This is a genomic window from Streptomyces sp. NPDC050759 (assembly GCF_044456945.1).
Lineage (GTDB): Bacteria > Actinomycetota > Actinomycetes > Streptomycetales > Streptomycetaceae > Streptomyces.
In genome coordinates this window covers 176,185-190,392 of sequence record NZ_JBITGI010000010.1, presented here as the reverse complement: position 1 = coordinate 190,392, position 14,208 = coordinate 176,185, and the positions used below count along the sequence as shown (strand labels likewise).

Genomic DNA, 14,208 nt, shown 5'->3' with positions numbered 1-14,208 from the left:
CCCGTGCTCGCTTCCCTATTCGAGAATCGTCACCGGGTCACCGACCCGGATCGTGCCGCGGGACCGGGGCACCAGATTCTGTCCGAAGACGAGCTTGCTGCCGAAGCGGCGGTGCCGGCCCAGGGTGTGCAGGGGCTCCTTGCCGCGGACGGCGGCGGCCTGGTCGGTGGTGGTCACCACGCATCGCCCGCACATCTTGGCCACCCGGAAGGTCACGTCCCCGATCGCGAGGAGCTTCCAGTCGTCCTCGGCCCAGGGGTCGGTGCCGCCCACCACGACGTTCGGCCGGAAACGGTTCATGGGCAGGGGGCCCTCGGCCGCGTGCCGGCCTTCGGAGATCAGGGAGTTGAGGGCGTCGAGGGAGGCCGCGGAGGCGAGCAGCAGCGGGTATCCGTCGGCGAAGGTGACGGTCTCGCCCGGCCGCGCGTACTCGGGTTCGACCGGGCGGCGGGTGGCGGGGTCGTCCATGTGGACGAGGCGGGTCCGGGCGCCGAGGTACTCGCTGCACCACGCGTGCGCGGCAGCGTCGGCGGCGGGTACCCCTTCGACCTTGTCCCCGAAGATGTCCAGCGTGATGGTCTCGGCCGGCTCGGGGACCGGCACGGTCAGCGGATCCATGCCGGGCGCGGACAGAACGACGCCGCCGCCTGGCAACAGCTCGGCGGCGGCCGGCGCGAGGCGCGGCTGCTGGCGTTGTGTGACGACCTTTCCCCCGTCGTCGACCAGCGCCCAGCGCCGGTCTCCGGCCAGCCCCCAGGGCTCCACTTCGGCCTCCCGGGGTGCCAGACCCCGGAACGCCTTGACCGGATGGACGTGGATCGACAGCAGCTGCGCATTCCCCATGAGGCCATCGTGCCAGCCGGCACCGACAGCCCGGCAGGGGAATCAGTACCCGCGGTACTGCTGGTTGTTGTACGGGTCCTGGTAGGGAGCCGCCGGAGCGGGCCGGGGAGCCGCGGGGCGCATCGCCTCGTAGCCCGTGCCCATGCCGGGGCCGGCCGGACGCGGCTGCTGCTGATGCTGTTGCGGCCCGGGATAACCGCGAGGCGCGGCCGCCTGCTGCGGGATGTACGCCCCGGGCGCCTGCTGCAGCGGAGAGGGCTGCTGCGCCTGCGGGTAGCCGTAGGAGGAGTAGGAGGGACCCGCGGGAAGAGCGGGCAGGCCGGACGGAAGCGCGGGCAGGTTGCTTGCCGGGACGTCGTACGCGGCAGGGACCCGGATCGGGGCGATCTGCGGGGTGCCCCGCTCGGCCACGAGCGAGTCGTAGATCGGAGTGTCCGGGAAGGAGGCGGAGTAGTAGCCGCCGCCATAAGTGGAGCGGGGGGAGGTCATGGCACATAAGTTAAGCCCACGATGTGCTGGTTGGGGAGACCGATAAGAGGGTTGTTTTCCGTGTCGGCAGTGACGCGGGATCCCCAATCCGAGCGAACTCGGCAAAAAGGGACGCCAATCCAGGTCCCATCCGTGTAAAGGCCGAGTTCCCAGCGGGTTACCGACGGTTGACCGGCGATCTTCCTGTCCGCGGGATGGGAGTTCGCTGTGCCGGGGGAATAGGTTGAGCGGGTAGAACTCGAAGGGCCGCCGGGGCGAGTCCTGGACTGCCGACATCTGATGGGGGCGGACATGTCAATGCCGAAAGGGTCGAACGCTCCGGTGCCCACGACGGCACTGCGTGTCGAATTGGGCTGGCGCTCGGGACCGGGAGTCCCCGACGCGGATGCCTCGGCCCTGCTGCTCGTCGGCGGAAAGGTCCGTTCCGACGCCGACTTCGTCTTCTACAACCAGCCGCAGCACTCCTCCGGAGCCGTGCGCCACGAGGGCAAACGGACCGACGGCGGCCGGGTGACCGACACCCTGCTCGTCGACCTCGCGCGCGTGGAGCCGTCGGTGGAGACCGTCGTACTCGCGGCCTCCGCGGACGGCGGGACCTTCGCCCAGATCCCGGATCTCTACATCGAAGTACGGGATGCCGGGCGGGGCACCGTGGCGGCACGGTTCGACAGCACGGGCGCGACAGTAGAAACCGCTTTCGTTCTCGGGGAGTTCTATCGTCGTCAGGGCGCCTGGAAATTCCGTGCCGTCGGGCAGGGCTACGACAGCGGACTGGAAGGTCTCGCAACGGACTTCGGCATTACCGTCGACGAACCCCAGCAGACAGCACCCATGGCCCCGCCGCCCGCCCCACCTGCGCAACCGGTCCGCCTCGCCAAGGTCACGCTGACCAAGTCGGCGCCTTCGGTCTCCCTCGCCAAACAGGGCGGCACCTCGGGCGCGATGCGCGTGAACCTCAACTGGCAGGTACGCAAACAGTTCTCGGGCTGGGGCAGCAAGCGCGGTCGCGCGGTGCCCATGCACGCCGACCTCGACCTCGATCTGTGCGCCCTCTACGAGCTCGCCGACGGCCGCAAGGGGGTCGTGCAGGCGCTGGGCAACGCCTATGGAGCCCTGCACCAGCCGCCGTACATCCACCTCGACGGCGACGACCGCACCGGTGCCCTCGCGAGCGGCGAGAACCTCACCGTGAATCTCGACCACCAGCGGGACTTCCGGCGCATCCTGGTCTTCGTGACCATCTACGAGGGGGCGCGGTCCTTCGCCGACCTGCACGCCACGGTCACCCTCCAGCCGCAGCACGGCGCCGCGATCGACTTCTCCCTCGACGAGTGCACGGTGCCCTCGACGGTGTGCGCGCTGGCCCTGATCACCAACACCGGCGACGACCTGGTCGTCCAGCGCGAGGCCCGCTATCTGGTGCCCGACCGTGGAGTGAGCCCGCAGCGGACGGTGGACCAGGTCTACGGCTGGGGCATGAACTGGACACCGGGCCGCAAGTGAGGCCTCACCCCTCCTCGCCGGCAACGGCGTCCGGGCGCGCGTAGGTGCGGCCCTTCCATGCCGCGCCACGCCCCCGGTAGTGCTGCACCGCCGAGTCGACCGTCATCAGGAGATAGAGGAACGCGGTGCACGGCAGCAGGGGCGCGAGCCACAGCGGCTGCCGGTAATAGCGGAGCATCGGGACGTACGTCCCCGTCATGACCAGCCACGCGAGAGCACCGGGCACCACGGTCGCCGTACTCCCCGCGGCCAGGCCGGTGACGACGGCGACCGGCGGCACCAGGTAGACCAGCGCGAGCCCGGCCACCGTGCCGAGCAGTACCAGGGGGTTGTGGCGGAGCTGGGCGTAGGCGCTGCGCGACACCATCCGCCACAGGTCGTGCAGCCGGGGATAGGGGCGCACGCTGTCCACCCGCTCGGCGAGGCCCAGCCAGATGTGGCCGCCACCGCCCTTGACCGCCCGCGCGAGGGCCACGTCGTCGATGACCGCCTGCCGGATGGCGTCCGGGATCCGCGCCCGCTCGGCGGTCTCGGCGCGCAGCAGGACACAGCCGCCGGCCGCGGCCGCCGTACGAGCCCCCTTCCTGCCGATCCGGCGGAACGGATACAGCTGCGCGAAGAAGTAGACGAAAGCCGGCACCACGAGCCGCTCCCACAGGCTCTCCACCCGCAAGCGGGCCATCTGCGAGACGACGTCGAAGCCACCGGCGTGCGCGGCGGCCACCAGCCGCCGCAGGCTGTCCGGCTCGTGGGCGATGTCGGCGTCCGTCAGCAGCAGGTACTCGGGGCCACGCGCGCGTGCCAGGCCGATGCCGTGGCGCACCGCCCAGAGCTTGCCCGTCCACCCCGCCGGCGGCTCGCCCGGCGAGGACACGGTCAACGGCAGCCCGCCCCGCAGGCGCGCCAGCTCGCGGGCCAGCTCCCCGGTGCCGTCCGTGCTGCCGTCGTCGACGAGGAAGACCTCCGCCCGGCCCGGATAGTCCTGGGCCAGGAGAGAGGGAAGACTCGCGGGCAGCACCTCGGCCTCGTCGCGAGCCGGCACCACCACACCCACCGAGGGCCAGGCCCGCGGATCCCGCTCCGGCGGGAGTCTCACATCCGTGCGCCAGAAGAAGCCCTGGCAGAGCAGCAGCCACAGCCAGGCGGCGAGGGATACGGCGGCGGTCCACGCGATGGCGCTCACGCGCGCAGTCTGCCCCACCGGACCGGCGTTCAAGGGCACATCGTCTATCGTGGCCGGGTGAAGATCGCGCTCCTGGACTCCGGAATCGGCCTGCTGGCGGCCACCGCCGCGGTACGGCGACTGCGCCCCGACGCCGATCTCGTGCTCTCCCTCGACCCCGACGGCATGCCGTGGGGCCCCCGGACTCCGGACGACATCATCGGGCGCGCTCTGAACCTCGCCGAGGCCGCCGCCGCCCATGGTCCCGAAGCCCTGATCATCGGCTGCAACACCGCCACCGTGCACGCCCTGACCGCCCTGCGCGCCCGCCTCGAACCGGGTCTGCCGGTCATCGGCACCGTCCCCGCGATCAAGCCCGCGGCGTCCGGCGGCGGCCCCTTCGCCATCTGGGCGACGCCCGCCACCACCGGCAGCCCCTACCAGCGCGGTCTCCTCGAGGAGTTCGCCGACGGGGTACCGGCCACCGAGGTGCCCTGCCACGGCCTGGCTGAGGCGGTGGAGCACGCCGACGAGGCCGCCATCGACGCCGCCGTCACCGCGGCCGCCGCCCTGACCCCCGAGGACGTGACCACCGTCGTGCTGGGCTGCACCCACTACGAACTGGTCGCCGAGCGCATCCGCGCGGCCGTACAGCGTCCCGGCCGTCCGCCACTCGTCCTGCACGGCTCCGCCGGAGCGGTCGCCGCCCAGGCGCTGCGCCGGATCGGCGAGAGGCCCGCGCGCGAGGCCGCGGCCACCGGCACCCTCACGGTGTTGCTGAGCGGACGCCAGGGAAGCGCCCTGCCCGCGCCCGCCCTGGCCTACGCGGAAGGCCGGCTTCTGCGCACGGCCACCCCCGCGCGCTGACCGCCGCGGGTGGCCGGAGAGCCCCACCCGGAGCAGTCACTCTCCGCGACGAGCTACCAGCACGGCGAAACCTGAGTAACCTCGTAGGCATGAGGGACCACCCCCACGGCGAGCAGACCTCGCACCACACCGACGTCTGGACCGGTCGGGCCTCCAACCGGGTCCAGTGGCTGCTGGCGCTCTGCGGCGCCGCGATCGTGGCGCTCGGCGTAGAGCTCGCCGTCGACTCGGCGTGGACCTCGGGCGTCGCCCCGCTGGTCATGTCCGTGGTCGGCTGCATCGCGGCCGGGCTGCTCGTCCTCTTCCTCACGCTCGGCTTCGTCCATGTCGCCCTCAAGGTCGACATGGAGTGCCTGGAGGTGCGCTGCGGCCACATCGGCGTACCGCGTCGGCGGATCCCGCTGGCGCACGTCGCCGGTGCCGAGTTCACCCCCCACGTCAACCCGCGCCAGTGGGGCGGCTGGGGGTACCGGTGGCGCCCCGAGAAGGGCACCGCGGTGGTCGTACGCCGTGGTGAGGGTGTGGTCCTCCAACTGTGGGACGGGCATACGTTCACGATCACCGTGGACGACGCGGAGTCCGCCGTACGCGTCATCCGCGACCGGCTGCGGCCCGGCGTCACGGGTCCGCGACACTGAGACCGGGCCGATCGGTCACTTCGGGGCCGGTTCCTCGGTGAGCGGGTGGGCCGTCGCCAGACCCGCCAGGAGCCCCGCTCCCACCGACACCATCGTGAAGCTCAGCGCGTTGCCGACCGCGGCGATCGCCGCCAGCGCCGTCAGGGCCGCGCCCGCGGTGAGGACGACGGGCGTGGGGCGGGGAGAGCGCCACAGCGCGTACAGCAGCCAGCAAAAGGCCGCCCCCAGCAGAAGTGCCCCGACCAGCCCCTGCTCGGCGGCCATCTGAAGCGGTGCCGAGTGTGGTTTCCCGTCGGGCAGCAGTGACTGGGCCGCCGTCGTGCTGAGCTCACCGAAGCGGCCCGGGCCCACCCCGAGGGCGGTGTCCTCGCGGGCCAGGCCCAGGGCGTCGTGCCACAGGCCGATGCGGTGCGGGGTGAGCCGGCCGCGCAGCGACTCGGCGAGTCCTTCCGGTACCGCGTTCCCGGCCACCGCCCAGGTCAGGCCGGTCACCGCGGTCGCGGCGAGGGTGAGACCCGCGATGCCCGGACCGCGGTGGCGCATCTGGCCCGCCGCGAGGGAGCACAGCAGCACCGCCGTACAGGTGACCAGCCCGGAGACCGATCCCAGGGCGGCCGAGGCCACCGCGATGCCGACGGCCATCAGGCGCAGGACGAGCCGCAGGGCGGGCGATCCGGTGGTCCAGGCGGCGCAGCAGGCGGCGCCGGTGGCGAGCGTGAGCAGGGCGGCCGTGGCGCCCGCGTGACCGAGCGGTGCGGCGATCTCGGGGCCCGGTGCGAGGTGGGGGAGCCCCACCGCCAGGCCCAGTCCGGTCAGCGCGGCGGCGCACGGGGCGGCGACCGGCAGCAGCGCCCCCGAGATCCGGCCGGCGGCATACCCCGCGGCCACGGCCAGCAAGGCGAGCAGGACGCCCTCCGGACGGCCGTCGTGTGCGGCGGCGGTGATCAGCGACCAGGTGGCACTGGCTCCGAGTACCAGCACGCCCACCGCGTCGGAAACGTTTCGTCTGTCGCCGTCCTCCGCAGAACCGGCCACAGACGTCATCCCCGTGGAACCCACCCCGCCCCCCGAAACCCCGGTCCCCCGACCTGTGGTCCTCGCCGCCCGCACGCAAGGGCCGTACGACAGGGACTCCGGCACACCGTAACGGCTGATGGGTGATTTGTGGACGAGTTGCGCGGGGTTGCCCGGCCGCATCACGGTTCAGGTGCCCGGCCACGGGTCGCGGTCACCAGGCGGACCGCGCTGTCGACGCCAAGGTCAACGGCCGTACACTCCCGGAGTGACCGTCACCGCAACTTCCGTGGACGAGTCGGACCAGCTGGAACCGCAGTCCGCGCCCGCCTCCCGCTGGGCCGCCCGGCTCCGCCGTCTCGTCCCGGCCGCCGCCGCGGCGCTCTCCGGAGTGCTGCTGTACGTCAGTTTCCCGCCCCGCACCCTGTGGTGGCTGGCCGTGCCCGCCTTCGCCGTCTTCGGCTGGGTGCTGCGCGGCCGCGGCTGGAAGGCGGCCTTCGGTCTCGGCTATCTCTTCGGCCTGGGCTTCCTGCTGCCGTTGCTGGTGTGGACCGGCGTCGAGGTCGGCCCCGGGCCCTGGCTCGCTCTGGTGGCGATCGAGGCGATCTTCATCGCGCTGGTCGGCGTCGGCGTCGCCGCGGTGTCGAAGCTGCCGGGCTCGCCGGTGTGGGCGGCCGCCGTGTGGATCGCCGCGGAAGCGGCACGCGCGCGTGCCCCGTTCCATGGCTTTCCCTGGGGCAAGATCGCGTTCGGACAGGCGGACGGCGTCTTCCTGCCGCTCGCCGCGGTGGGCGGCACGCCCGTCCTGGGCTTCGCCGTCGTGCTGTGCGGGTTCGGCCTGTACGAGATCGTTCGGCTGGTCGTGGAGCGGCGGGGGACCGGTGCCGTACGACGTCCGGCCGCGGCCGTGGCCCTGCTGAGCGTGGCCGTGCCGGTGGTCGGGGCGCTCGCGGCCCGGACGCTGGTGAGCGACAAGGCCGAGGACGGCACCGTGACCGTCGCGGCCATCCAGGGCAACGTGCCGCGCGCGGGCCTTGAGTTCAACGCCCAGCGGCGGGCCGTGCTCGACTACCACGCGCGGGAGACCCAGCGGCTGGCCGCCGAGGTGAAGGCCGGCAAGGTCGAGAAGCCCGACATCGTGCTGTGGCCGGAGAACTCCTCCGACGTCGACCCCTTCACCGACGCGGACGCGGCCGTGGTCATCGAGCAGGCGGCCAAGGCCATCGACGCGCCGATCTCCGTCGGCGGCGTGGTCGAACGGGACGGCAAGCTCTACAACGAGCAGATCCTGTGGGACCCGGTCAAGGGCCCCACCGACACCTACGACAAGCGGCAGATCCAGCCGTTCGGCGAGTACCTTCCGCTGCGCTCCCTCGTCGGCGCGATCAACAAGAACTGGACCTCCATGGTCCACCAGGACTTCAGCCGGGGGACCAAGCCGGGCGTGTTCCAGATGGCCAACGCCAAGGTCGGCCTGGTCACCTGCTACGAGGCCGCGTTCGACTGGGCCGTGCGCTCCGAGGTCACCGACGGCGCGCAGCTGATCTCCGTGCCGAGCAACAACGCGACCTTCGACCGCAGCGAGATGACCTACCAGCAGCTCGCCATGTCCCGGGTGCGTGCCGTGGAGCACAGCCGGACCGTCACCGTGCCGGTGACCAGCGGCGTCAGCGCGATCATCATGCCGGACGGGAAGATCACTCAGAGGACCGGGATGTTCGTGGCCGACTCCCTGGTGCAGAAGGTGCCGCTGCGGTCGACGCAGACCCCGGCGACCCGGCTGGGCATCCTGCCCGAAATGGCCCTGGTGCTGGTCGCCGCGGGCGGGCTCGGCTGGGCGATCGGCGCCGGAGTGCGAGGGCGCCGCGGTTAGGGTCGAGGACATGGCTACTCCTGATTTCATCCGCACCCTGCGCGGGTCCATAGGTCATGACCTGCTCTGGCTCCCCGGCGTCAGCGCCGTCGTCCTCGACGACGACGGCAGAGTGCTGCTCCACCGCCGCTCGGACACCGGCAAGTGGTCGCTGATCGGTGGCATCCCGGAACCGGGGGAGCAGCCCGCGGCCTGTGCCGTGCGGGAAGTCGAGGAGGAGACGGGAGTGCACTGCGTCGTCGAACGGGTGATCGTCGTCCAGGCGCTCAAGCCCGTGACGTACGTCAACGGCGACATCTGCCAGTACATGGACATCGCGTTCCGCTGCCGGGCCGTCGGCGGCGAGGCGCGGGTCAACGACGACGAGTCGCTGGAGGTGGGGTGGTTCGCGGTGGACGCCCTCCCGGAACTGAACGAGTTCGGGCTGCAGCGGATCAAGCAGGCACTGACCGACGCACCCACATGGTTCGACTCTACGAATTCCGAGTGAGGTATGGGGTGTGACCACATGTGGCGGGGGTCGGGCGCTCCCTAGGATCGGGGCATGACCGCTAGCAGCGCCCTCCCGGGCACCCACGCCCCCACGCTCGACCTCGGCGGCCGCACCGCCCTCGTCACGGGCGCCGCCGGCGGCATCGGCCGCGCCTGTGCACTGCGGCTCGCGGCGGCCGGGGCCAAGGTGAGAGCGGTCGACCGGGACGCGGCCGGTCTGGACGCGCTCGCCGAGCGCTCCGCCGGGCTGGCGGGCACCGTGGACCCACTGGTCCTCGACCTCACCGACCTGGACGCCGCCGAGCACGCCGCCGCGGGCACCGATGTCCTCGTCAACAACGCCGGCCTCCAACTGGTACGCCCCATCGAGGAGTTCCCGCCCGAGGTGTTCCACACGGTGCTCACCGTGATGCTGGAGGCGCCGTTCCGCCTGATCCGCGGTGCCCTGCCGCACATGTACGGGCAGGGGTGGGGGCGGATCGTCAACGTGTCCTCGGTCCACGGCCTGCGCGCCTCGGCCTACAAGGCGGCCTATGTGGCCGCCAAACACGGTCTGGAGGGCCTGTCCAAGACGGCCGCCCTCGAAGGCGCCCCCCACGGAGTGACCTCGAACTGTGTGAACCCCGCTTATGTGCGCACCCCACTGGTTGAGCGGCAGATCACCGACCAGGCCCTTGCGCACGGCATCCCCGAGGAGCGGGTGGTGTCCGAGGTGCTGCTCCAGGACAGCGCGCTCAAGCGGCTCATCGAGCCGGAGGAGGTCGCCGAGGCCGTGGCGTACCTGTGCGGTCCGCAGGCGTCCTTCGTCACCGGAACATCGCTCGTCCTCGACGGCGGCTGGACCGCGCACTGACCGGCATCCGGCCGCACGTCACCCCGCCCGGAGTTTTCCACAGGCCTGACGGGGTGAGCGTGCGATGAGCAATCCTGTGGGCATGTCCAGCGATCACCTGCAGTCCGCCGAGCGCCCCGTGGGCAGTGCCGAGGCACCCTTCCTCGAGCTGCTCGCCAGGGGCGCGTCCGCCGACGCCTACGAGCAGCCGGTGCTGATCGCCCGCGCCGAGGGAAGGCCGCCCGAGCGGATCGCCGCGCTCGAAGAGGCCAAGGCGGTCGCCCTGCGGGTGCGCTCCGAGCTGGAGGGCCGACGCCGGCGGGAGGCCGAGCTGTCCGCCCTGTTCGAGACCGCCCACGACCTGGCCGGGCTCAGAGACCTGGACGCCGTGCTGCGGGCCATCGTGCAGCGGGCCCGGTCCCTGCTCGGCACGGACGTGGCCTACCTCAGCCTGAACGACCCGGCGCGGGGCGACACCTACATGCGCGTCACCGAGGGCTCCGTCGCGGCCCGCTTCCAGCAGTTGCGGCTCGGGATGGGCGAGGGGCTCGGCGGACTGGTCGCCCAGACCGCCCGTCCCTATGTCACCGACGACTACTTCAAGGACGACCGCTTCCAGCACACCCTCACCATCGACGCGGGCGTACGGGACGAGGGCCTGGTCGCCATCCTCGGCGTGCCGCTGACGCTGGGGCACCACGTCATCGGCGTGCTGTTCGCGGCGGACCGGCGTGCCCGGGTCTTCGAGCGGGAGCAGATCGCGCTCCTCGGCTCCTTCGCCGCGCTGGCCGCGGCCGCCATCGACACCGCGAACCTGCTCACCGAGACCCGCTCGGCCCTGACCGAGCTGGAGCGGGCCAACGAGATCATCCGGGATCACAGCGGCGTCATCGAGCGCGCCTCCGACGTCCACGACCGGCTCGCCGAGCTGGTGCTGCGTGGTGGTGGCGTGCACGACGTGGCCGCGGCCGTCTCCGAAATCCTCGACGGCACGGTCGAGTTCTCCGAGGCCGCGCCCACCGAGGCGTTGGAGGCCTCCCGGGCCGAAGCCCACGCCGTGCGGCACAAGGACGACTGGATCGCCGCGGTCGCCGCCGGTGGAGAACTCCTGGGTGCCCTCGTGCTGCGCGGCCACCCCGGACTCGACCCCGTCGACCAGCGCACCCTGGAGCGCGCCGCGATGGTCACCTCGCTGCTCCTGCTGGCCAGGCGTTCCGCCGCCGAGGCCGAACAGCGGGTGCGCGGCGAGCTCCTGGACGACCTGCTGGACGCGCGCGACCGCGATCCCCGTCTGCTGCGCGAGCGCGCCGCCCGGCTGGACGCCGACCTGGACGCCACCCACATCGTGCTGGCCGCCCGTCTCGACGGCGCCGCGGCCGACGCCGACCAGGAGGCGGCCGCCCGCAGACGCCTGTGGTCCGCGGCCTCCCACCTCGCTGCCACCCGGCACGGCCTGGCCGCCGCCCGCGACGGCGGCACCGTCCTGCTGCTGCCCCTCACCGCCGGGGACACGGCCACCGAACTGGCCCGCCGCACCGCCGGACACCTCGGAACAGCCGTCCACGAGGCGGTGACCGTAGGTGCCTCGGCCCCGGTCAGTGATCTCGCCGTCCACCCGGACGCCGTGGCCGCCGCCTACGAGGAGGGCCGCCGCTGCCTCGACGCGCTGCGCCTCCTGGGCCGCTCGGGGGACGGCGCCGCCGCCGAGGACTTCGGATTCCTCGGACTGCTCCTCGCCGGTGACCGGGACATCGCGGGCTTCGTCGACCGGACCATCGGTCAGGTCGTCGCGTACGACGACCGGCGGGGCACCGATCTGCTGCGCACCCTCGACGCCTACTTCGCGTGCGGGATGAGCCCGGCCCGCACCAAGGACGAGCTGCACGTCCATGTGAACACCGTCGCCCAGCGCCTGGAGCGCGTGGGCCGCCTGCTCGGTGAGGACTGGCAGAACCCCGCCCGCGCGTTGGAGATCCAACTCGCGCTGAGGCTGCACCGGTTGTCCGCGCCGACGCGCCACTGACCCCCGCACGCACGCCGCGTACGGGGGCCGGTGGGGTCGGGCACCGCCCAGATTCAGGCGGTCCGGGCGTCCGCGGCGGGGGACTTGGCCGCGGGCTCCGGCTCGGTGGTCGGCTCGGCGTCGGCCAGGTCCCGGTGGCGCGTCTCCTTGGCGACACCCACGGCGACGACCGTCAGGACGGCCGCGGCGATGACATACAGGGCGATCGGAGTGGAGCTGCCGTAGTCGGAGAGGAGCGCGGTGGCGATGAGCGGTGCCGGGGCACCTGCCGCGACGGAGGCGAACTGGGCGCCGATGGAGGCACCGGAGTAGCGCATCCGGGTCGCGAACATCTCCGAGAAGAAGGCCGCCTGGGGCGCGTACATGGCGCCGTGCATGACGAGTCCCACGGTCACTGCGAGGATCATGTTGCCGAAGCCGCCGGTGTCGATGAGCCAGAAGAAGGGGAACATCCACAGCCCCACGCCGACCGCGCCGAGCAGGTACACGGGGCGCCGGCCGACGCGGTCCGACAGGGCTCCCCAGGCGGGGATCACCGCGAAGTGCACGGCCGAGGCGATCAGCACCGAGTTGAGGGCGGTCTGCTTGGAGACTCCGGCCGAGGTGGTGGCGTAGACGAGGATGAACGCGGTGATGACGTAGTAGCTGATGTTCTCCGCCATGCGGGCGCCCATCGCGACCAGCACGTCGCGCCAGTGGTGTCGCAGCACGGAGACGATCGGCAGCTTCTCGGCCGCGCCGTCCCGCGCCGCCTTGCGGGCCTCCGCCTGCGCCAACGCCTGCTTGAACACGGGGGATTCGTCGACGGACAGCCGGATCCACAGGCCGACGATCACCAGAACGCCGGAGAGCAGGAAGGGAATCCGCCAGCCCCAGCTGCCGAACGCGGCGTCCGACAGTACGGCGGTCAGCAGCGACAGCACACCCGTGGCGAGGAGTTGTCCGGCCGGCGCGCCGGTCTGCGGCCACGAGGCCCAGAAGCCGCGCCGTCGAGCGTCCCCGTGCTCGGACACGAGGAGTACGGCTCCGCCCCACTCTCCGCCGAGCGCGAAGCCCTGGACCAGGCGCAGCACGGTCAGCAGCACGGGAGCGGCCGTGCCGACGGTCGCGTGGGTGGGCAGCAGCCCGATCGCGAAGGTCGCCCCGCCCATCAGCAGCAGGCTCAGGACCAGGAGCTTCTTGCGCCCGAGCCGGTCGCCGTAATGCCCGAACACCAGGGCACCGAGCGGACGGGCGGCGAATCCGACGGCGTACGTGAGGAAGGACAGCAGCGTGCCGACGAGCGGGTCGGAGTCGGGGAAGAACAGCTTGTTGAAGACCAGCGCGGCCGCGGAGCCGTAGAGGAAGAAGTCGTACCACTCGATGGTGGTGCCGATGAGGCTGGCGGCGACGATGCGCCTCAAGTTGGTCGGCGTCGGGGGAGCGGATGCTGCGGAGGCCATGTGCGCCACTTCCTCGTGTGCGGTGGGGACGGGTAGGTATGACACCGTAGGAAGGCGCAATTCACGGGCACATGTGGCGGCGCAACATAGTTCTGGGGTGGGCTATGCGGAAGCTCCACATGTGCGCGTTCTGCTGTCGGCCGAGCCGGTCGCGGCTCCGACAGCGTGGGCGACAGGATCGTCCCATGCAGCCGGTCTTCGTTCTCGTGCACAGCCCGTCCGTAGGTCCCTCGACCTGGCACCCCGTCGCCGAACACCTGGTGGCGGCGGGACATCAGGCACGGGTGCCGTCCCTTCTGCACGTGGGCGCCGGCCCTGCGCCCTTCTGGCCCCGCGTGGTCGACGCCGTCCGCGACGACCTCCGCGAGGTCCCGGCCGGTCGTCCCCTCGTGCTGGTCGCCCACAGCAACGCCGGCCTGTTTCTCCCGGTGGTCCGCTCGGGCCTCGATCATGCGGTGATCGCGTCGGTCTTTGTCGACGCCGCACTGCCGGCCCGGATCGGGCCCACCCCTGTCGCCCCGCCCGAGTTGCTGGAGTTCCTCCGCCCGAAGGCCGTGAACGGCAGGCTGCCGCGCTGGACCGACTGGTGGGACGAGGCGGACGTCGCCCCCATGTTCTCCGATCCGCAGATGCGACAGGAGGTCGTGGAGGAGCAGCCCGCTCTGCCCCTGTCCTACTACGAGCAGCACATCCGGGTCCCCGACGGCTGGGACGACCACCCCTGCTCCTACCTGCTGTTCGGCCCGCCGTACGACGGACTTGCCGACGAGGCGTGCCGACGCGGCTGGCGGGTAGCCCACTTGCCCGGCGCACACCTCCACCAGATCGTCGATCCCGCAGGCACGGCCCGGCACCTCGTCGAACTCTCCACTCACCGAGAAGTCATCGGTGTACGCCCGCAGTTGGGAGGGGGCTAAGGTCACCACGACCGCTCTTTCTGTGATCCGGCGGGCCGAGTCGGAGAAGAGAGGGCGGTACGACGTGCCGAGTTGGGATCGCAGGCTGACGGCCGCCGGTGTGGAGGACCGTG

13 protein-coding genes are annotated in these 14,208 nt (G+C 72.1%); 8 read left to right on the top strand and 5 right to left on the bottom strand.

What is annotated here, in order from left to right:
* Positions 1-15: 15 nt before the first annotated feature.
* A complete protein-coding gene (locus ACIBJB_RS28250; RefSeq protein WP_398934366.1) occupies positions 16-843 on the bottom strand; it encodes an MOSC domain-containing protein in 828 nt (275 codons plus the stop codon).
* Between the two features lie 42 nt (positions 844-885).
* Positions 886-1,332, bottom strand: coding sequence for a DUF6643 family protein (locus tag ACIBJB_RS28245; RefSeq protein ID WP_398934364.1), 447 nt, complete (start codon positions 1,330-1,332; stop codon positions 886-888).
* Positions 1,333-1,629: 297 nt separating this feature from the next.
* On the opposite strand from ACIBJB_RS28245, the gene ACIBJB_RS28240 reads away from it, so the two are divergent.
* Positions 1,630-2,835, top strand: a complete 1,206-nt coding sequence (locus ACIBJB_RS28240; protein ID WP_398934658.1) for a TerD family protein — start codon at positions 1,630-1,632, stop codon at positions 2,833-2,835.
* 4 nt (positions 2,836-2,839) lie between these two features.
* On the opposite strand, the gene ACIBJB_RS28235 is transcribed toward ACIBJB_RS28240, so the two are convergent.
* The gene (locus tag ACIBJB_RS28235) at positions 2,840-4,018 is read right to left on the bottom strand and encodes a glycosyltransferase (protein WP_398934362.1); all 1,179 of its coding nucleotides are present in this window, start codon (positions 4,016-4,018) and stop codon (positions 2,840-2,842) included.
* A gap of 57 nt (positions 4,019-4,075) precedes the next feature.
* On the opposite strand from ACIBJB_RS28235, the gene ACIBJB_RS28230 reads away from it, so the two are divergent.
* Together ACIBJB_RS28230 and ACIBJB_RS28225 are read left to right on the top strand one after the other, a co-directional pair.
* The gene (locus ACIBJB_RS28230) at positions 4,076-4,864 is read left to right on the top strand and encodes a glutamate racemase (RefSeq protein ID WP_398934360.1); all 789 of its coding nucleotides are present in this window, start codon (positions 4,076-4,078) and stop codon (positions 4,862-4,864) included.
* Between the two features lie 89 nt (positions 4,865-4,953).
* Positions 4,954-5,502, top strand: coding sequence for a hypothetical protein (locus ACIBJB_RS28225; RefSeq protein WP_398934358.1), 549 nt, complete (start codon positions 4,954-4,956; stop codon positions 5,500-5,502).
* Positions 5,503-5,517: 15 nt separating this feature from the next.
* Here ACIBJB_RS28225 and ACIBJB_RS28220 read toward each other — a convergent pair whose 3' ends face one another.
* A complete protein-coding gene (locus tag ACIBJB_RS28220) occupies positions 5,518-6,546 on the bottom strand; it encodes an O-antigen ligase family protein (RefSeq protein ID WP_398934356.1) in 1,029 nt (342 codons plus the stop codon).
* A 238-nt stretch (positions 6,547-6,784) separates the two neighbouring features.
* On the opposite strand from ACIBJB_RS28220, the gene lnt reads away from it, so the two are divergent.
* From lnt to ACIBJB_RS28200, 4 genes are all read left to right on the top strand, one after another.
* Positions 6,785-8,389: an apolipoprotein N-acyltransferase gene (gene lnt, locus ACIBJB_RS28215; protein ID WP_398934354.1), complete on the top strand. Its 1,605-nt coding sequence runs from the start codon at positions 6,785-6,787 to the stop codon at positions 8,387-8,389.
* Positions 8,390-8,399: 10 nt separating this feature from the next.
* Entirely contained in the window at positions 8,400-8,879 is a 480-nt protein-coding gene (locus tag ACIBJB_RS28210; RefSeq protein ID WP_398934352.1) for an NUDIX hydrolase, read from the top strand.
* Between the two features lie 54 nt (positions 8,880-8,933).
* Positions 8,934-9,734, top strand: coding sequence for a 3-hydroxybutyrate dehydrogenase (locus ACIBJB_RS28205; RefSeq protein ID WP_398934350.1), 801 nt, complete (start codon positions 8,934-8,936; stop codon positions 9,732-9,734).
* Between the two features lie 82 nt (positions 9,735-9,816).
* Entirely contained in the window at positions 9,817-11,736 is a 1,920-nt protein-coding gene (locus ACIBJB_RS28200; RefSeq protein WP_398934348.1) for a helix-turn-helix domain-containing protein, read from the top strand.
* A 53-nt stretch (positions 11,737-11,789) separates the two neighbouring features.
* Here the strand turns inward: ACIBJB_RS28200 and ACIBJB_RS28195 are convergent, their stop codons facing one another.
* On the bottom strand, positions 11,790-13,178 hold the full coding sequence (locus ACIBJB_RS28195) for an MFS transporter (RefSeq protein ID WP_398934346.1): 1,389 nt from the start codon (positions 13,176-13,178) through the stop codon (positions 11,790-11,792).
* Positions 13,179-13,363: 185 nt separating this feature from the next.
* Here ACIBJB_RS28195 and ACIBJB_RS28190 point away from each other — a divergent pair, with 185 nt between their 5' ends.
* The gene (locus tag ACIBJB_RS28190) at positions 13,364-14,095 is read left to right on the top strand and encodes an alpha/beta hydrolase (protein WP_398934344.1); all 732 of its coding nucleotides are present in this window, start codon (positions 13,364-13,366) and stop codon (positions 14,093-14,095) included.
* The last annotated feature ends 113 nt before the right edge of the window (positions 14,096-14,208 follow it).